14 protein-coding genes and 1 tRNA gene are annotated in these 18,708 nt (G+C 74.6%); 6 read left to right on the forward strand and 9 right to left on the reverse strand.

The window, feature by feature from the left end:
* Positions 1-138 precede the first annotated feature (138 nt).
* On the forward strand, positions 139-1,122 hold the full coding sequence (gene rarD, locus ABTX81_RS34345; protein ID WP_350553842.1) for an EamA family transporter RarD: 984 nt from the start codon (positions 139-141) through the stop codon (positions 1,120-1,122).
* Here the strand turns inward: rarD and ABTX81_RS34350 are convergent.
* Genes ABTX81_RS34350 through ABTX81_RS34360 form a run of 3 tightly spaced genes read right to left on the reverse strand, consistent with a single transcriptional unit; the run spans position 1,112 to position 4,285 of the window.
* Positions 1,112-1,996 carry an ABC transporter permease gene (locus tag ABTX81_RS34350; protein WP_350553843.1) on the reverse strand — a complete coding sequence of 295 codons (885 nt, stop codon included), beginning with the start codon at positions 1,994-1,996 and terminating at the stop codon, positions 1,112-1,114. The two genes, rarD and ABTX81_RS34350, sit on opposite strands and share 11 nt — an antisense overlap.
* Entirely contained in the window at positions 1,983-2,954 is a 972-nt protein-coding gene (locus ABTX81_RS34355) for an ABC transporter ATP-binding protein (protein ID WP_350553845.1), read from the reverse strand. The genes ABTX81_RS34350 and ABTX81_RS34355 overlap by 14 nt, the downstream gene beginning before the upstream one ends.
* Positions 2,955-3,010: 56 nt before the next feature.
* Positions 3,011-4,285 carry a LolA family protein gene (locus ABTX81_RS34360; RefSeq protein WP_350553847.1) on the reverse strand — a complete coding sequence of 425 codons (1,275 nt, stop codon included), beginning with the start codon at positions 4,283-4,285 and terminating at the stop codon, positions 3,011-3,013.
* 188 nt (positions 4,286-4,473) lie between these two features.
* Here ABTX81_RS34360 and ABTX81_RS34365 point away from each other — a divergent pair, with 188 nt between their 5' ends.
* Both ABTX81_RS34365 and ABTX81_RS34370 read left to right on the forward strand, forming a co-directional pair.
* Positions 4,474-7,062 (forward strand): bifunctional FO biosynthesis protein CofGH, encoded by a 2,589-nt coding sequence (locus tag ABTX81_RS34365; protein WP_350553849.1) that lies wholly within the window; start codon positions 4,474-4,476, stop codon positions 7,060-7,062.
* Between the two features lie 109 nt (positions 7,063-7,171).
* The gene (locus ABTX81_RS34370) at positions 7,172-8,287 is read left to right on the forward strand and encodes an ADP-ribosylglycohydrolase family protein (protein WP_350553851.1); all 1,116 of its coding nucleotides are present in this window, start codon (positions 7,172-7,174) and stop codon (positions 8,285-8,287) included.
* Between the two features lie 138 nt (positions 8,288-8,425).
* On the opposite strand, the gene ABTX81_RS34375 is transcribed toward ABTX81_RS34370, so the two are convergent.
* The 3 genes from ABTX81_RS34375 to ABTX81_RS34385 all read right to left on the reverse strand — a co-directional run bounded on the left by ABTX81_RS34375 (position 8,426) and on the right by ABTX81_RS34385 (position 10,816).
* A complete protein-coding gene (locus ABTX81_RS34375) occupies positions 8,426-8,635 on the reverse strand; it encodes a DUF397 domain-containing protein (RefSeq protein ID WP_350553853.1) in 210 nt (69 codons plus the stop codon).
* Complete coding sequence (locus ABTX81_RS34380) at positions 8,632-9,495, reverse strand: helix-turn-helix domain-containing protein (protein ID WP_350553855.1); 864 nt, start codon at positions 9,493-9,495, stop codon at positions 8,632-8,634. The genes ABTX81_RS34375 and ABTX81_RS34380 overlap by 4 nt, the downstream gene beginning before the upstream one ends.
* A gap of 571 nt (positions 9,496-10,066) precedes the next feature.
* Complete coding sequence (locus ABTX81_RS34385) at positions 10,067-10,816, reverse strand: GOLPH3/VPS74 family protein (protein ID WP_350553857.1); 750 nt, start codon at positions 10,814-10,816, stop codon at positions 10,067-10,069.
* 300 nt (positions 10,817-11,116) lie between these two features.
* Between ABTX81_RS34385 and ABTX81_RS34390 the strand changes: the two genes are divergently transcribed.
* Complete coding sequence (locus tag ABTX81_RS34390; protein WP_350553859.1) at positions 11,117-13,375, forward strand: hypothetical protein; 2,259 nt, start codon at positions 11,117-11,119, stop codon at positions 13,373-13,375.
* A gap of 45 nt (positions 13,376-13,420) precedes the next feature.
* Here ABTX81_RS34390 and ABTX81_RS34395 read toward each other — a convergent pair whose 3' ends face one another.
* Positions 13,421-14,353 carry a YhjD/YihY/BrkB family envelope integrity protein gene (locus ABTX81_RS34395; RefSeq protein ID WP_350553861.1) on the reverse strand — a complete coding sequence of 311 codons (933 nt, stop codon included), beginning with the start codon at positions 14,351-14,353 and terminating at the stop codon, positions 13,421-13,423.
* Positions 14,354-14,438: 85 nt separating this feature from the next.
* Positions 14,439-16,004 carry a glycosyltransferase family 39 protein gene (locus tag ABTX81_RS34400; protein ID WP_350553863.1) on the reverse strand — a complete coding sequence of 522 codons (1,566 nt, stop codon included), beginning with the start codon at positions 16,002-16,004 and terminating at the stop codon, positions 14,439-14,441.
* A 253-nt stretch (positions 16,005-16,257) separates the two neighbouring features.
* Here ABTX81_RS34400 and ABTX81_RS34405 point away from each other — a divergent pair.
* Positions 16,258-16,330 (forward strand) — tRNA-Arg (locus tag ABTX81_RS34405).
* 104 nt (positions 16,331-16,434) lie between these two features.
* Here ABTX81_RS34405 and ABTX81_RS34410 read toward each other — a convergent pair.
* Positions 16,435-17,241, reverse strand: a complete 807-nt coding sequence (locus ABTX81_RS34410; RefSeq protein ID WP_350553865.1) for a phosphatase PAP2 family protein — start codon at positions 17,239-17,241, stop codon at positions 16,435-16,437.
* A gap of 394 nt (positions 17,242-17,635) precedes the next feature.
* Between ABTX81_RS34410 and ABTX81_RS34415 the strand changes: the two genes are divergently transcribed.
* The gene (locus ABTX81_RS34415; RefSeq protein ID WP_350553867.1) at positions 17,636-18,607 is read left to right on the forward strand and encodes a sigma-70 family RNA polymerase sigma factor; all 972 of its coding nucleotides are present in this window, start codon (positions 17,636-17,638) and stop codon (positions 18,605-18,607) included.
* The last annotated feature ends 101 nt before the right edge of the window (positions 18,608-18,708 follow it).

Consider the following 18,708-nt stretch of genomic DNA (forward strand, 5'->3'; position numbering starts at 1 on the left):
GCCCGCGGCACCCGCCGCGGGCGGTGGCGTCCCCGCGCTCACGGCAATGTCATGACCAAAATGCGAATACGGAGATGACAGGCGCCGCCGCGCCCGCTACCGTCGGCTCGACACTCGCGCGCGGAGGGCAGGCGGTCCATGCCAGAGACGACCCAGCAGGAGGCGGCCGGACGCGGCCTCTGGTACGGCTTCGCGGCCTACGGCATATGGGGCCTGTTCCCGCTCTTCTGGCCGCTGCTGGAGCCCGCGGCCGCCGACGACATCCTGGCGAACCGGATGGTCTGGTCGCTGGTCGCGGTCGTCCTGCTGCTGGTCGTCCAGCGGCACTGGGGCTGGATCCGCCCGCTGCTGCGCCAGCCCCGCCGGCTCGCGATGCTCGGCGCCGCCGCCACGGTGATATCGGTCAACTGGGGCGTCTACATCTGGGCCGTCAACGCCGGGCACGTGGTGGAGACCAGCCTCGGCTACTTCATCAACCCGCTGGTCACCATCGCCTTCGGCGTGCTGGTGCTCAAGGAGCGGCTTCGCGCCGCCCAGTGGGTGGCGGTGGGCATCGGCGCCCTCGCGGTGGCGGTGCTGACCGTCGGCTACGGGCGGCTGCCGTGGATCGCGCTGACCCTGGCCCTCTCCTTCGCCACCTACGGCCTGCTGAAGAAGACCGTCGGCCTGAGCGGGCTGGAGAGCCTGGCCGCCGAGAGCGCCTTCATGTTCCCCTTCGCCCTCGGCTACCTGGTCTACCTGCAGGTCTCCGGCCGCGGCACCTTCGGGCACGCGGTGTCCGGCGAGTACGGCTGGGGGCACAGCGGGCTGCTGATGCTCTCCGGCGTGATCACCGCCGTCCCGCTGCTCTTCTTCGGCGCGGCCGCCGTCCGGGTGCCGCTGAGCATGCTCGGCCTGCTCCAGTACCTGGCGCCGGTGTTCCAGTTCCTGATCGGCATCGCGGTCTTCCACGAGTCGATGCCGCCCGCCCGCTGGGCCGGCTTCGCCCTGGTGTGGGCGGCGCTCGCGGTGCTCACCTGGGACGCGCTGCGACGGGTCCGGGCCGACCGGGCGGCCGTCCGGGCCCGGACGGCCGCCGCTCCCGCCGACGCCACCGCCGGGCCGGTGCCGGTCAGGCGGTGATGTCCCGCGCGGTGAACCGGGACCAGGCCGCCGAGCCGAACACCGCCACGTAGGCGGCCTGCAGCCCGAGGTTCTTCAGCACCCCGTCCCAGTACATCGGCTCCCGCAGCAGGTCGCCGAAGGTGAGCCAGTGGTGGGTGAAGAGGAACGGCTGGATCGCGTGCAGCTGCGGGAAGCTGTCCAGGATCTGCACCGTGATCACCAGGCCGACGGTGGCCGCCATCGCCGCGATGCCGCTGCCGGTGAGCGTCGAGACGAACAGCCCGATCGCGACCAGCCCGGCCAGCGAGGCCGCGACCACGGCGGCCACCAGGACCGCCCGCAGCAGGGCCTGGCCCAGGCCGATGGTCTCCCCGGAGATCAGCGTGACGTCGCCGACCGGGAACAGCGCCGTCCCGGCGATCACCGCCGACAGCGCCACCGTCGCCGTCGCGGCCAGGCAGAACGCCAGCCCGGCGGTGAACTTGGCGGCCAGCAGCCTGGTCCGCCCGGCCGGCGCCACCAGCAGGTAGCGCAGGGTGCCGGTGGCCGCCTCGCCCGCCACCGAGTCCCCGGCGACCACGCCGACCGTCATCGGAAGGAAGACCGGCAGCGCCACCGCGAGCGCCGTGAACACCAGGAACAGGCCGTTCTGGGTGACCTGGGCGATGAACGCCGGGCCCTCGCCGCCGCGCGGCCCGTCCGTCTCGATCCGGACCACCACGCCGATCAGCACCGGCAGCACCGCCAGGATCCCCAGCAGCACGAGGGTCCGCATCCGGCGGAAGGTCAGCAGCAGCTCGTTGCGGAACAGCGCCAGGAACCCGGCCGCCGTCTGCGGCCGCCGCGCGCGCGGCGCGGCCGCGACCGCCGGCACCGCCTCAGCCCGCGACATCGAAGCCCTCCCCGGTCAGCGCCACGAAGGCGTCCTCCAATGTGCCCCGCTCCACGCCGAAGCCGTGCACCCGGACCTCCGCCGCGACCAGCCCGGGCAGCGCCTCCTCGTCCAGCGCGCCGGCGTCGCCGTCCACCCGGTCGTCGCCGATCCGGACCTCGGTGACCTTGTGGGCGAGCAGCACCTCGCCGGCCCGGTGAGTGTCCGGGGTCCGCACCACCAGCCGGCCGCGGGCCCGGGCGGCCAGCTCGGCGACGGTGCCCTGCACCACCAGCCGGCCGCGGGACATCACCGCGGCATGGGTGCAGACCTGCTCGATCTCGTCCAGCAGGTGCGAGGAGAGGAAGACCGTGGTGCCCTCGGCCGCCACCTCCCGGACCAGCGCCCGGATCTCCCGCATGCCCTGCGGGTCCAGGCCGTTGGTGGGCTCGTCCAGGACGAGCAGCTCGCGCGGCTGGAGCAGCGCCGAGGCCAGGCCGAGCCGCTGCTTCATGCCCAGCGAGTAGGCCCGGGCCTTCTTGCCGGCCGCGGCGGCCAGGCCGACCCGCTCCAGCGCCTCGGCGACCCGGTGCCGCCGGGTGCGGGGGTCGGACGTCGGGTCGGCGGCGTCGAACCGGGCCAGGTTGTCCCGGCCGGAGAGGAAGCCGTACAGCGCCGGCCCCTCGATCAGCGCGCCGACCCGGGGCAGCACCGTGGCCACCGAGCGCGGCATCGGCTCGCCGAGCACCGTCGCCACCCCGGCGCTGGGGGCGATCAGGCCCATCAGCATCCGGATGGTGGTGGTCTTGCCGGAGCCGTTGGGGCCGAGGAAGCCGAAGACCGAGCCCCGGGGGACGCTCAGGTCCAGCCCGTCCACGGCGAGCTGGCCGCCGCGGAACCGCTTGGTCAGGCCCCGGGTCCTGATCACGTCGTCGGACGGAGGGGAGGGCGAAGCGGCACCGGGGGCCGGGCGCGCCACCGCGCCCGGCCCCCCGGCCGGCTCCGTAACGTCCCCCGTTACGGAAGCCCGGGTCACTACTTCACCCCGGCCGCACTCTGCAGCACCGGCAGGGTCACCGCGCCCGCGAAGACCCGGCCGTCGTCGGTGACCAGCACGTTCAGCACCTTGGTGCTGATCAGCGAGCCGCCGGCGACCGGCTTGCCCAGCGACTTGACCAGCGCCAGCGGGTTCTGCGCCGTGCCGGCACCGGCGCCCGGGCCGTGGCCGCCCCGGCCGCGCGGACCCTTGCCCTCGGCCGGGACGACCACGTCGCCGGTGGGCAGCTTCGCCGAGAGCACGGCCGTCCAGCCCTCGCCGATCACGTTCAGGCCCTCGGCGGCGGCCCGGGCCTCCTCCGGCGTCACCTCGTCGCGCGGCGCCCCGGAGGCCTTCTGCTCCGTCACCTTGGCGCCCTTGGGCACGGTGAACTCGAAGGTCTTCGCGGCCGGCCGGGCGAACGAGACCGAGGTGAAGTGGACGTCCAGCACCGTGCCGCCGTCCGTGCCCCTGACCACGACCGACAGCGGCACCCCGTTGTCGGCGGACACCGCGATCCGCACCTCGCCGATCGTCGAGCCGGGCCTGGTGGGCTTCACGCTCAGCTTGTAGGCCTTCTGCCCGGCCACCGTCGCGGTGCCGTCCACCGTGACGGCGGTGGAGTCCGCGCCCGCGGTCAGGAACTGCCGGGCCGCCTCCTGCGGGGTGGCCGGCACACCGGTCAGCGGCGCCTTGCCCGGGTGTCCGTCCGCCCCCGCCTCCGGCCGGGCCCCGGTCAAGTGGACGGCCTCGTTGGTGCTGCTGTCCCAGGCCCAGACCTGGTCGCCGTTGCGGACCAGCTCGTACCCGGACAGCTGCTCCAGCAGGCCGATCCGCTGCCGGTCCGGTCCGTCCACCGCGACCCGCACGGTGTGCTCGCCGCCGAGCAGGCCGGTCAGCTTCGAGCCGGGAGCGGCGCCCGACGGCCCGTCCCCGCCGCCGCGCTCCGCGCCGCCGCCCGCGAGCCCGCCGGCCGCGGCGCCCAGCAGCTGGCTCGGCACGCCGAGATCGGTCGAGACCGACACCGTGCCGGAGAGCGACTGCGCCTCCGAGCCCAGCACCTTCGCCACCACCTGCTCCGCGGTCAGCGCGGGCAGCTCCGGCGGCGAGGAGTCCGCCAGCGCCGGCACCAGACCCACCCCGGCGGCGATCGCGGCCGTCACCGCCAGCGGCACGGCCACCCGCACCAGGGTGCGCCGGCGCGACGGGTAGGGAGCCGCGCCCTGCCACTCGTCCGCCGGGCCGCCGCCCTCGGTCGCCCTGTTGTCCGTCATCGGTCCAACCCCTCCGTCAGTCAACGACTGTCCCTGGGTATCCATTAGACGGTCCCGGGGCGTCCGCGTCATCGCCCTGCAGGGTGGGTTCCGGGTCGGCCTCGCGGCGCAGCCGACCCTGAGGCCTCCTCAGGGTCGGCTCCTCCGAACGCACGAGGAACGTACGTGGACTGGCGTAGTGTCGCGGCATGGACGCAACGAACATCCCGACCGCGAACGCGATGCGGCGCGCCCTGCGCCGGGCCCGGGACGGCGTCGCGCTGGACGCGACCGAGGCGGCGGTGCTGCTCCGGGCCAGGGGCGACGACCTGCGCGACCTCTGCGAAAGCGCCGCCCGGGTCCGGGACGCCGGCCTCGAAGCGGCCGGCCGGCCCGGCGTCATCACCTACTCCAAGAGCGTGTTCATCCCGCTCACCCGGCTCTGCCGGGACAAGTGCCACTACTGCACCTTCGTCACCGTCCCCGGCAAGCTGCGCCGCGAGGGACACGGGATGTTCATGTCCCCGGACGAGGTGCTGGAGGTCGCCCGGCGGGGCGCGGAACTCGGCTGCAAGGAAGCGCTCATCACGCTCGGGGACAAGCCCGAGGACCGCTGGCCGGAGGCCCGCGAGTGGCTGGACGCGCACGGCTACGACGACACCATCGCGTACGTCCGCGCCATGTCGATCCGCATCCTGGAGGAGACCGGACTGCTCCCGCACCTCAACCCCGGGGTGCTGAGCTGGACGGACTTCCAGCGGCTCAAGCCGGTCTCGGCCTCGATGGGGATGATGCTGGAGACCACCGCCACCCGGCTGTGGAGCGAGCCCGGCGGCCCGCACTTCGGCTCGCCCGACAAGGAGCCGGCCGTCCGGCTGCGGGTGCTGGAGGACGCCGGCCGCAGCTCGGTGCCGTTCACCAGCGGCCTGCTGATCGGCATCGGCGAGACCTGCGAGGAGCGCGCCGAGTCGCTGTTCGCGCTGCGCCGGGTCTCCCGGGCCTACCACGGCGTCCAGGAGCTGATCCTGCAGAACTTCCGCGCCAAGCCGGACACCGCGATGCGCGGCATGCCGGACGCGGAGCTGGACGAGCTGGTCGCGACCGTCGCGGTGGCCCGGCACATCATGGGCCCGTCCGCCTGTCTGCAGGCGCCGCCGAACCTGGTGGACGGCGAGTACGAGCGGCTGATCGCGGCCGGCGTCGACGACTGGGGCGGCGTCTCCCCGCTGACCCCCGACCACGTCAACCCCGAGCGCCCCTGGCCGCAGATCGAGAAGCTGGCCGAGCGTTCGGCCGCGGCCGGCTTCGAGCTGCGCGAGCGGCTCGCCGTCTACCCCGAGTACGTCCGTCACGGCGAGCCCTGGCTGGACCCGCGGGTGCTGCCGCACGTCCGGGCGCTGGCCGACCCCGCGACCGGCCTGGCCCGCCCGGACGCGGTGGTCACCGGGCACCCCTGGCAGGAGCCGGAGGACCTGCCGGACTCGTACGGCCGCACCGACCTGCACCGCGCCATCGACACCGAGGGCCGGACCGGCGACCGGCGGGCCGACTTCGAGGACGTCTACGGCGACTGGGAGGTGCTGCGCGAGCAGGCGGCCTCGGCCGTCCCCGGCCCGGCCGGGGCGCCGGAGCGGCTGGACGCGGAGGTCCGGGCGGCCCTGGCGGTGGCCGCCGACGACCCGGTCCGGCTGACCGACGAGCAGGCGCTGGCGCTGTTCCAGGCGGACGGCCCGGCGCTGGACGCGCTCTGCCGGATCGCCGACGCGGTGCGCCGGGACGCGGTCGGCGACGAGGTCACCTACTGCGTCACCCGGAACATCAACTTCACCAACGTCTGCTACACCGGCTGCCGGTTCTGCGCCTTCGCCCAGCGCCGCACCGACGCGGACGCCTACAGCCTCTCGCTGGAGCAGGTCGCCGACCGGGCCGCGCAGGCCTGGGAGGTCGGCGCCACCGAGGTCTGCATGCAGGGCGGCATCCACCCCGACCTGCCCGGCACCGCCTACTTCGACATCGCGCGCGCGGTGAAGGAGCGGGTGCCCGGCATCCATGTGCACGCCTTCTCGCCGATGGAGGTGGTCAACGGCGCCACCCGGACCGGGCTGTCGATCCGGGACTGGCTGCTGCGCGCCCAGGAGTCCGGTCTGGACACCATCCCGGGCACCGCCGCCGAGATCCTCGACGACGAGGTCCGCTGGGTGCTGACCAAGGGCAAGCTGCCGGCCGCGACCTGGGTGGAGGTCGTCACCACCGCGCACGAGCTGGGCATCCGCTCCTCGTCGACGATGATGTACGGGCACGTGGACACCCCGAAGCACTGGGTCGGCCACCTGCGGCTGCTCGCGGAGATCCAGCAGCGCACCGGCGGCTTCACCGAGTTCGTGACGCTGCCGTTCATCCACACCAACGCCCCGGTTTACCTGGCCGGGATCGCCCGGCCGGGGCCGACCGCGCGGGACAACCGGGCGGTGGTCGCGATGGCCCGGCTGCTGCTCCACCCGCACATCCGCAACATCCAGACGAGCTGGGTGAAGCTGGGGGCCGAGGGCGCCGCCGAGATGCTCCGCTCGGGCGCCAACGACCTGGGCGGCACGCTGATGGAGGAGACCATCTCGCGGATGGCCGGGTCGGCGTACGGGAGCTACAAGTCGGTCCGGGACCTGCGGGCGATCGCCGAGGCGGCCGGGCGTCCGCACCGGCAGCGCACCACCACCTACGGCGAGGTGCCGGCCGAGCGGCTGGCCGCCGCGCTGGCGTCGGACGGCCACCTGCCGGAGCTGCTGCCGCTGGTGGAGTGAGCGGGAAACCCTGCCGTCCCGTTCGGGCATTCGAATACAGTGCGAGGGCGCGCGACCGGCCGTGCGTCGCGCGACCCCGCCCGAACCCGGACGAAAGGCGCCCGTCGTGATGCCACTGTGGTCACGCGCCCAGCAGCAGGACTTCCGCAGCCGGGTGCGGGGGTGCCTGCTGGGCGGGGCCGTCGGGGACGCGCTCGGCGCGGGCGTCGAGTTCGAGTCGCTGGAGAAGATCCGCGCCGCGCACGGCCCGCTCGGCGTCACCGGGTACGTCCCGGCGTACGGGCGGCTCGGCGCCGTCACCGACGACACCCAGATGGTGCTGTTCACCCTGGACGGGCTGATCCGCGCGCACATCCGCCGGGACACCGGCAGCTGGCACCCGCCCACCGACGTCCACCGCGCCTATCTGCGCTGGGCCGCCACCCAGCGGGACTGGGGCCCGGACGAGCGGCGCGCCGACCTCGGCTGGCTGGGGCGCGAGGAGTGGCTGTACGCGCAGCGCGCGCCCGGCCAGGCCTGCCTGTCCGGCCTCTCCGGTCCGGACGCCGAGCGGCTCGGCACCCTGGAGGTGCCGAAGAACCCGCACTCCAAGGGCTGCGGCACGGTGATGCGGGCGGCGCCGTTCGGACTGCTGACCACCTGGGAGCCCGGCCTGGTGTTCCAGCTGGCGGTGGAGTGCTCGGTGCTGACCCACGGCCACCCCACCGGCTACCTCTCGGCCGGCGCGCTGGCGGTGATCGTCCAGACCGCCGCCCGCGGCGGCACCCTGGAGGAGGGGGTGCACCTGGCGCTCGCGCTGCTCTCCGAGCGGCCGGCGCACGAGGAGACCACGGCGGCGCTGCGGGCGGCGCTGGACGCGGTGCGGGCGGGGGAGCCGTCCGCGGAGCGGGTCGAGGCGCTGGGGGAGGGCTGGGTCGCCGAGGAGGCGCTGGCGATCGGGGTGTACTGCGCGCTGGTCGCGCACGACGTCCGGTCCGGGCTGCTGCTGGCGGTGAACCACTCCGGGGACAGCGACTCCACCGGCGCGATCTGCGGCAACCTGCTCGGGGTGCTGCACGGTGACACCGCGCTGCCGCCCGGTCTGGTGGCGGGGCTGGAGGGGCGCGGGGCGCTGCTGGAACTGGCGGACGACTTCGTGCTGGAGCTGATGCACGGGCCCGAGCTGCACAGCGCCGACACCCCGGAGGGCGCGGCCTGGGCGGCCCGCTACCCGGTGCTCGGCTGACGCGCCGTCCGTCGCCGCCCGGGGCTCTGTTGACGTGCCCATGCCCGTGAACGCCAAGATGCCCGTAGCGGTGTCCGCCGCCCACGGAGGGCGGTGGACACCGCTACGGGCACCTGGCCGAGAAGCGGTGCGAGCGGATCAGAACCCGCCGAACACCCCGGCGCCCGCGTCGGCGGCGAACGTGTTCCAGGCCTCGGCGGAGAAGCGCAGTTGCGGACCCTGTGGGTCCTTGGAGTCACGGACCGCCACCAGGTCGGCGGCCGGTACGCGGATCTCCACACAGGCGCCGTTGCCGCCGCTGTGACTGCTCTTGCGCCAGCTCGTCCCGTTCTCGAAGGTGGTGCTCATCGGTGGTATCCCTCTTCAATGTCGGCTATCAGTGTCCGGGTCTCGGCCACCCCGAGCGCGGCCGCCCGCAGGTGGTCGTAGAGACTGGTATAGCGGCGCACGTCGGCCTCCTTCTCGAGGTAGAGATCGCTCGTCACCCCTTCGAAGTAGACAACTGTGGAATCGGCTGACTCCGGGAACTCCAGCAGGGAGAATGTCCCGGTCATGCCGGGGTGGGCCCCGTGCGAGAACGGGATGACCTGGATGGTGATGTTGGGGCGCTGGCTCAGCTCCAGCATGTGCTTCAGCTGGTGGGCCATCACCTCCTTGCTGCCGACCTCCCGGCGGAGCACCGCCTCGTCTATCACGGTCCACAGGCTGCCCAGCTGGTTCTCGCCGTTGACCCGGTCCTGACGCTTCATCCGGACCTGGACGCGGCGCTGGACGGCGAGCGCGTCGGTGTCCGGCTGGGTGCCCTCGACCACGGCCTGCGCGTACTGCTCGGTCTGCAGCAGGCCGGGGACGAAGGAGGACTCGTAGGCGCGGATCGAGGAGGCCTCGGCCTCCAGGCCGATGTACACGCTGTAGGGCGTGGGCATGTCGTTGAAGTCGTGCCACCAGCCGCGCTGACGGGACTCCCGGGCCATCTCCATCAGGCTGGCCCGCATCGCCTCGTCGGTGACGTTGTAGACGTCGCAGAGGTCGCGGACGTCCCGCTGGCTGATGCTGCGGCGGCCGTTCTCCAGCCGGCTGATCTTCGACTGGGAGACCATCAGCCGGCCGGCCACCTCCTCCGCGGTCATCCCGGCCTGGTCCCGGAGCTTGCGCAGTTCCGCGCCGAGACGTCGCCGGCGCACCGTGGGATTGATGTTCGCGGACACGTCGACCTCCGGTCGGGCCTCTGGTGATCGTTGGAGCGGCAGTCCTCGGAACACGGTGGAAATCTGGATCAACCCCCTGATGGTGAGCAGCATGTCACCCCGGATCAGGTCGGCGCCGGGAAATCACGGGAGCGCAGTAGAACAGATCATCGGAAAAGCGCTTCGGTGAGACAGTGGGCACCCCCGAGTGGTAGAGGCGCCCCGGTCCGGTCCGGTGGTGGTGCGGCGGCGGTGACGGACGTGGTGCGGGTGCGGCTCCTGGGCCGCGCAGGTGCTGGTGGCACGTGCGGGGGCGGTATGCGGCCGGGGGTCCGGGTGGGGGCCGGACCGGTCGGGGGGACGGCGGAGGGGCGGTCGCCCGGCGACTTCCGTCGCTGGGCGACCGCCCCTTCTCACTGCCGGGTGCTGTCGGGTGCTGCCGGTTGCTCGGCGCCGCCTTGGGGCGCGAGCGGTGCGGTGTGCGCTGCTGTACGCGCCGGTCCGTGCCCGGCGCGCGGGAGCGGTTCGTGCGGCCCCGGGCGCGGGGCCCGGTGCGCCGTGCGGTCCCGTCGGCCCCGCGGCCGCGGAGCCGTCAGCGGACTCCGACGCGGGACGCCGCGACCCGGCCGCCGCCGCGTCCGGCGGCCGCGCGTGGGCCGGGCCGGCCGCCCGGGCCCGGCGCCGCCGATCCGGCCTGGGCGGAACGGTTCTGCTGGCTCGGCAGGCCGTTCTGCACGTCCATCACGGCGTGCGCGACCATCCCGCCCAGCGGGTCGTAGCGGATCAGATCGCGCAGCCGGGAGCGCGAGGAACGGCCCTCGTTGCCCGGGTAGAGGTGCTTGCCCAGCCCGACCGAGTGCGCCAGCGCGGCGAGCGCCGCCGTCCGCGGGTCCGGCGGCACGCCGGTGCGGATCGCGGTGTCCAGCCGCTGCTTGATCGCGGCGTTGGTGCAGTCGTCGGACGCCTGGTAGCGCGTCGTCGGCAGCACCCCGCACACCTGGCCGGGCACGGCGGTGACCATGCCGCACCGCTCCAGGTGCGCCAGGTAGGTCTGCCGCAGCCCCAGCCGGGGCCCGCCGATCCAGTGCGCCGCCCGCACCGGGCTGCCGCGTCGTCGCAGCAGCTCCAGGGCATGGTCGAGTGTCGGGTCGCCGGTCGGCCGTGGCAGCACCACGGCGATGCGGTCGCCCTCCGGAACGATCCGTCCGGCCAGGGACAGCTCGACGAGCTGGGCCCCGGCGAGTCCGAGGTCGAGGGTCTGCGGCTGCGCCGTGGTGCCCGTGGCCGGGTCCAAAGCGAGCAGCAAGAGCTCCTCGGGAACAGTTCTGCGGCTCTTGCCCATCCAAGCCTCCCCGCGTGGATGGGAAACAGCGTGACGCCTCTCACACGGGCTTGTCGAGTACGCCTCCGAATCGTGACCTTGCGATCGAGCGGGGGAACCGGCCGTGGCGGGCCCGGCGTCTGACCGTTGAACAGGCCGCGGCGCGGCCGTGCCGCGCTGATAACCGCCGGTCGGGCGGGGTGTGGGCGACCGGATTCGGTCGTCGGTGGCGGAGACTGTACAGGTACACGGGGCGGGGTGCCGGCTTCCCGAAATACGGGTTCGCCGGTGCCCCGCCGGGCGTTGAGGAGGCTGGGTTACGTGGGCGAGTCCCCCGACAGGGTGCTGCGGGACGGCGAGCGGGCGCGGGAGCGGGACGGCGAACGGGCCGGTGGCGCCGCGTCGGCCGAGGAGGCGGCCGTGCCGGCGGTGGACCCGGCGGCGGACCCGGCGACGGGGGAGTCCGGGCCGGACCGGGTGCCCGCGGACGCCGACTCCGGGACCGCCGTCGAGGCCGAGGCCGACGCCGACGCGCCGGACGTGGACCCGGCCGATGCGAACCCGGCCGACGAGGACTCGGCCGACGAGGACTCGGCGGACCCCGCGGACGAGGACGCCGCCGCCGAGGGCTCCGACGCGGGCGCCGATGCCGACGGGGCGGCGCCGGCCGCCCGGCCCGGGCCCACCGTGCAGCTGCGCGTCCGGGATGCGGACCGCCGGACGACCTCGCTGCGGCTGCCGGCCGACCAGGCGACCACCACCCTGCGGCTGCCCGCCGATGACGCGACCACCGCCCTGCGCCTGCCGGAAGAGCCGCGCGAGCCCGCCGCCGCGGCCGCGCCCGGCGCCCCGGAACCCCCGGCGGGCACCGACCCCCGTCTCGCGATGCGGACCGACCCGGTGGGCGGCGAGGACGGCGCCCCGGCCGGTCCCGACGCCGCCGCGACGGAGACCGAGCCGCCCGCGCGGGCCGAGAAGTTCGAGAAGCGGGAGGACGCCGAACGGACCCGCGTCCTGCGCGTCCCCGCCGCCGCGTCCGCCGCCGTCCCGGACGCCGCCCCCGGCACGGACACCGTCCCGGCGCCGCCCGCCCCGCACCCGCTGCCCGAACCGGCCCCCGTCCCGGAGCCGGTCCCCGAGCCGCACCCGGAGCCCGAGCCGCTGCCCGAACCCGAGCCGACCCCCGGCCCGGAGCCGCTGCCCGCGCCCGGGCCGGCCCCGAAGCCGAAGCCCGCCCCGGCGCCGGCGCCGCTGCCCGTCCCCGACCCGCTGCCCGCCCCGGTGCCGGAGCCGCTGCCCTTCCCGGAGTCCACCTCCGAGGCGATGGAGGTGCTGGCCGCGCTCAACGGCCGGCCGGTCTCGCCGCTGCGCCGCGCGCTCAAGCGGATCACCATCTGGACGCTCTTCCTCGCCGTGGTGCTCGGTGCCGTGGTCACCGCCCAGCTGCTGCGCCCGCTGCCGGCGAGCAAGGTGCGGCTGACCGCCTCCGGCGGCTACGCCTTCGCCGGCGACCCGCTCGACCTGGCCTGGCCCGCCAAGGGGCAGTCGGCCGCCGAGGTGGTCGGCATCGGCAGTCTGGGCAGCTCCGGCCCGGAGACGCCGGCGTCGATCGCCAGCGTCACCAAGGTCATGAACGCCTACCTCATCCTCCAGGCGCACCCGCTGAAGAAGGGCGAGGGCGGTCCGAAGATCACCGTCGACAAGCAGGCCGCCCAGGAGTCCGGCAACGTCGACGAGTCCCGGGTCACCCTGACCGAGGGCCAGCAGCTCAGCCAGTACCAGGCGCTGGAGCTGCTGATGCTGCCCTCCGCCAACAACGTCGCCCGGCTGCTGGCCCGCTGGGACGCCGGGTCGGAGGAGGCGTTCGTCAAGAAGATGAACGACACCGCCGCCAGGCTCGGCATGACCAACACCACCTACACCGACCCGGCGGGCTTCAACCCGGAGACCAGGAGCACCGCCAAGGACCAGCTGAAGCTGGCCGAGCAGGTGATGCAGGACGAGATCTTCCGGCAGATCGTCTCCACCCCGGACACCACCTTCAACAACCAGAAGATCTCCAACACCAACACCCTGATCTCCGCGAAGAACGGCGTCATCGGCGTCAAGACCGGCTCCAGCACCCCGGCCGGCGGCTGCCTGATGTGGGCCGCCTACAAGGAGATCGCCGGTGTGCGGCGGATGATCATCGGCGTCACCCTGGGCCAGCCGGCGACCGCCGCCGAGCCGAGCATCCTCAAGATGGTGCTGAACGTCAGCGCCAAGCAGATCCAGGCCGCGCAGAACGGGATCACCGGGCAGACCCTGGCCAAGCAGGGCGACGTGGTCGGCCGGGTGGAGGACGGCCTCGGCGGCTCCGTCCCGGTGGTCGCCGCCCAGGACCTCACGGTGGCCGGCTTCCCCGGCGTCACCGGCACCCTGGTGCTGGACCCGCTGAAGGTCGGCCACCAGCTGCCGGCCGGCACCAAGGTCGGCGTGCTGCGCACCGGCGAGGGCGACAACCGGGTGGAGGTGCCGGTGGTGCTCCGGTCCGACCTCGCCCCGCCGTCCATCGTCTCCCGGCTGACCCGCGCCCTGTGAGGCCGGTCGGCTGAGCCGAGGACGGACCCTGGGGGCGGTCCGCGGTCAGAACCGCGGGCCGCCCCACCGCCCCGGCGCGGTGCGCGAGCCCAGCAGCCGGGCCATGGTCTCCTCCTCGGCCGCCACCCGGCCCAGCGCGATCGCCAGGGTCAGCCCGGTGAACACCACGATCAGCCAGGAGAGCCCGGTGAACACCACGCCGAACGGGCCGAACTGGCCGATGCTGCGGCTCATCGCGCCCGGCAGGTAGACCCGCGAGGCCACCCCGATCCCCACCACCGCCACCCCGCAGAGCACCGCGCCCGGCAGCAGCGGCAGCCAGCGCACCCGGGCGCCGAGCAGCAGGTGCTGGGTCCACCACCACAGCGCCGTGGCGAGCAGGAAGGTCAGCGGCACCCCCAGCCAGGCGCCCAGGCCGAAACCGTCCTTGACCGGGGTCTGGAACACCAGGCACACCAGCCAGACCAGCAGCCAGATCAGCCAGCGCCAGGCGGCCACCCTGGTTCCCGCCCTGGGCAGCTCCCAGCAGCGCTCGCAGACCCGTTGCATCGCCCGGCTCAGCGCCGTCGCCGACAGCAGGGTCACCAGCGCGCCGACCACCCCGAAGCCGGTCTCCTGCTCATGGCCGGTCCCGAGCATCTGCTGCACCGACTGCGCCGCGGCGCCCTCCAGGCCCAGCTCCTTGCGGAGCGAGCGCACCACGCCCTCGCGGACCGCCGAGGGGGTGAAGACCGCCACCACGAACAGCGCGGGCAGCGCGCTCAGGAACGCCTGCGCGGCCAGCCGGGTCGCGGAGTCCAGCAGGTTGACCCGGAGCAGCTGGCGCAGTGCCCGGCCGACCAGCGGGACCTGCTCGGGCAGTCCGCGGGCGGACCCGGCCAGGGCCGCCGACCGGCGGCGCCACCGCGCGGTCCGCCGGTCGTCCCGGTCGTCCCGGTCGTCCTGGCCGGCCGGCTGCCCGTTCGGCTGCTCGCTCACCCGCCGTCCTCCCGACCGTGGTCGCCGGGCTCCATGGTCGCCCCGCCCCGGGCGGGGCGCACCCGGACCGGGCGCGCGGGGCGGCTCAGCGCCCGGCGCCGGTCCCGTCCAGCAGCGCGAGCGTCATCCCGCCCAGCTGCGTCACCCGCTGCGGTGTCCCGAACCGGGTCCGCAGCGCCTGCGCCTGGTCGTCGGGCAGCGCGGTCAGCGGGTCGGGGGCGTTGCCCAGGACGACCAGCCAGACGCGGCTGCCCGGGCCGGTGCACTCGGCGGGGCGCGGGCACGGCACCGGGAAGAGGTCCTCGGCCTCGACCGCCCCGGACGCCTCGAACAGCGGGTACGGCCGCACGCCGTCGGGCAGGTAGTAGGTGACACCCGGCCCGACCATCGACCAGGCCTGGTCGCCGAGCGGCACGGCCAGGCCGTCCCCCGGCCGGTAGCCGGTCGCGATCAGCCGGGCCACCTCCCGGTACGGCTCCCGGAACAGGGCGTGCGAGCCCGGGTAGCGCATCAGCGACTGCGTCGGCAGGGCCGTCACCCCGGCCACCGCCACCACGCCGACCGCGAGCAGCAGGCCCGCGGCCCGCACCTCCGGAGGGGTGCGGCCGGGCCGGGCGGCGGCGGTCACCGCCGCGTAGGCCGCTCCTATCCCGCAGCCGGCCAGCGCGGCCCAGGCGGGCACCGTGAACAGCAGGTACCGGTCGAGGAAGTAGGAGGTCGGGCCGAACGAGATGGCCCAGACCGCCACCACCGGCAGCACCGCGAGCAGCAGCAGTTGCAGCGCCGGCCCGCGCCGCCCGGGCAGCACCAGGGCCAGCACCGACAGCACCAGGAAGACGTGGAACACCCGGGCCGACCCGAACAGCGGTTCGCCGAAGTGCCACAGCTGGTCCAGGGTCGGCTCGCCGAGCCAGCCCAGCTGCCGGCCGGACTGCCGCCGGCCCAGCAGCGCCACCGGCAGCACCAACGCCCCCAGGGCGACGAGCACCACGGTGAGCCGGCCGAGCAGGCGCCACAGCGCCGTGCCGCGGGTCCGCCACAGGTAGGGCGCGACCAGCGCCGCGTGGCCGGCCAGCGCGCTCAGCGAGACCAGGTGCGCCGCGCCGGCCACCGCCATCGCCAGGCCGTACGGCACCCACCGGCCCAGGGTCGGCCGCTCCAGCGCGCGCAGCAGGAACCAGCTCGCCGCCGCGACGGCGCAGGTCACCAGGGCGTACGAGCGGGCCTCCTGGGCGTACCGGGAGATCAGCGGCACCATCGCGAACAGCAGTCCGGCGCAGGTGCCCGCGACCCGGCCGCCGAACAGCCGCTCGGCGGTCAGCGCGGTGAACGCGGCCGCTCCGGCCATCGCCAGCACCGAGGGCAGCCGCAGCGCGATCGCCGAGTCGCCGAACAGCGCCGTCCAGCCGTGCATCAGGACGTAGTAGGCGCCGTTGCTGGCGTCGATGTGCCGCAGCATCCGCAGCAGGTCGCCGAGCGGGCGGACGGCCGATTCCCAGCTGGCCACCTCGTCCCGCCAGAGCGTGGGCGTCCCCAGCCGGTACGCGCCCACCACGAGCATGACCAGCGCCGGTGCGAGCCACACCACCGGCTCGGCCGCCTTCCGCGCGAGGCGGACGGGGCCCCGGTCCCACCGGTCACCCGACGCCATCTGCCGCCCCGTTCTCTCTCCCTGCCGGGGGACCCAGGGCCCACCGGTCCGAGGGGTCCGTCCCCTCAGGCTAGCCGCGCCCCCTCCGACCCGCCGGTCGGCCCCCGCCCCACCTGACCCACCGTCGGTGCCGTGCACGCAGCCGCCTCCGCCCCGTCCCGCCCGGCCCTCGGCTGCGGTCCGCCCAACCGCCTCCGCCCCGTCCCGCCCACCCGTCCGCGCCCGATCCGCTAGGCTGTCTGCGGTCGTCCCCGCCTCAGTAGCTCAGGGGATAGAGCACGGCTCTCCTAAAGCCGGTGTCGCAGGTTCGAATCCTGCCTGGGGCACAACGCCGGTCACGGCGGATGACGTGAAAGCGGGCCCCCTCGGTTGCGATCGAGGGGGCCCGCGGTGTTCTCCGGTCTCCGCTGGGGGCCGGGGTGAGGACGTGTCAGCGCAGTAGGCCGTCGGGGTGGTCGGCGGTCGGGTCGGGGACGGGGTCCCGGGGCGGTCGGGCGGGGGAGACCAGGACGCGCTGGACGCGGGGGCGGGTGCGCCAGTTCACCCGGCGGAAGTCGCGGGCGAGCGCGCCGGGGCGGGCGAGTTCCACGAGGACGGTGACGCTGCCGAGGACGATGCCGGCGGCGAGCCAGCCGCCCACGACGTCGCTGGGCCAGTGGACGCCCAGGAACACCCGGGAGGCGCCGATCCCCAGGACGGTCAGCGCGGCGATCGAGCAGGCGGTGATCCGGCCGGCCCGGCCGGCCCGGGGCCAGAGCAGGCCGACCAGGACGGCGCAGGTGATCGCCGAGGCCATCGCGTGCCCGGAGGGGAGGGCCGGGCCGCCGGCGTGCGCGACCGGGTCGGAGAAGGTGGGGCGCAGGCGGCCGAAGGAGAGCTTCAGGACCCACTGGCCGCCCCAGCCGACCAGGGTCTGGGCCGCGACCCAGCCGCCCAGCGTCCGGGCGCCGATCAGCCAGAGCCAGACGGCGGCCACGCCGAGTACGGAACGCATCGTGATCGTCCCGCCGATGTCGGTGAACGCCTGGACCGAGGCGGTCCACACGGTGTGGTCGACCGCGAAGTCGTGCAGGTCGTCGATCAGTCCGTGGTCGAGCCGGGAGAGCGGGCGCCAGCCGGTCTGCACCAGGGCCGCCAGGACGGCGAACAGCACGGCGCAGCAGACCGCGAGGACCGCGTGCCGGAGCAAGTGGCGATCACGCGGGGTGATGGAGGGCGAGCTGTTGGTCAGGTGCATGGCTGACACCTTCCCAGCCGTCCCCGCCGATCGTGCGCCGTGGTGATAGCGATTTGGCATCTTTTGTGCGGAGGACCTGCGTGCGCCGGGGTGTGGGCGCGCGCCGCGCGGGAACGCGCCCGGGGCTCCCGGGGTTGTCGGGAGGGAGAGGCGTGCGCGGGGGTGCGCCGACGGCCCCCCGGGGAGCACGTCGGGTGCCGGGCCGGTCACCCTGTGTCCGGACCCGGGGCGGGATCGGGCAGGATACTGCATCGCCGGAAGAAACTGAGCGACTTGGGAATGTTGTCCGGATTCTGTTCGTTGGATCGTTACGTGTGAGCCCCACGGGGCCCGCACACTTGCCCTCTTCCGGGCAGGCAGCCAGACCGCGGCAACACCAGCAAAGGGAGCAAGCATGGCCACCCGTGCCGTCGTTCGCGACAGGGCCGACCGGACTCGCGCGGCCCGCCCGACCAACCTCGAGGCCGACCGTGACCTGGTCGGCATGTACCTCGACGAGATCGCCAGGACGCCCCTGCTCGATGCCGCCGAGGAGGTCGAGCTCTCGCTGCGGATCGAGGCCGGCGTGTACGCCCAGCACCTGCTGGACGAGGGCGGGCTTCCCGAGGGCGTGCGGCGCGAGGAGCTGGAGGCGATAGCCGAGGACGCCGAGCGCGCCAAGGACGTCTTCATCCGCTCCAACCTCCGCCTCGTGGTCGCCGTCGCCCGGCGCTACCCGCGCAGCGGCCTTCCGCTGCTCGACCTCATCCAGGAGGGCAACGCCGGTCTGGTCCGCGCGGTGGAGAAGTTCGACTACGCCAAGGGCTTCAAGTTCTCCACCTACGCGACGTGGTGGATCCGCCAGGCGATCACCCGGTCGATCGCCGACCAGTCGCGCACCATCCGGCTGCCCGTCCACCTGGTCGAGGAACTCGGCCGGATCCGCCGGGTGCAGCGGGAGAAGTCGAAGGAGCTGGGCCGGGAGGCCGAGCCCGCCGAGATCGCGGCGGAGCTGGACACCACCGAGGCCCGGATCAAGGACGTGCTGGACTGGGCGCGCGACCCGGTCAGCCTGAACATGTCGGTGGACGACGAGGGCGAGACCCAGTTCGGCGACCTGGTCGAGGACACCGGGGCGACGTCCCCGGAGGACGCCGTGATGGTCATGCTCCGCCGGGAGGAGCTGGACGGCCTGATCGGGCGGCTGGACGACCGGACGGCCTCGATCATCCGGTCGCGGTACGGCATGGAGGACGGCCGCGAGCGCACCCTGACCGAGGTGGGCAAGCAGCACGGTCTGACCCGCGAGCGGATCCGCCAGATCGAGAAGCACGCGCTGGCCGAGCTGAAGAAGATCGCCGACCACGCGGGCTTCGAGGCCGCGTGACGCGGGCCCGGCCGGCGGCGGGGGACCGAGGACGAGGGTGGCCGGCGGGCCCGGGGAGGGGGGGGCAGCGCGACGCGCCCCCGCGGGGGCGGGGGCGCCGG

This window comes from Kitasatospora sp. NPDC097605 (genome assembly GCF_040302725.1).
Lineage (GTDB): Bacteria > Actinomycetota > Actinomycetes > Streptomycetales > Streptomycetaceae > Kitasatospora.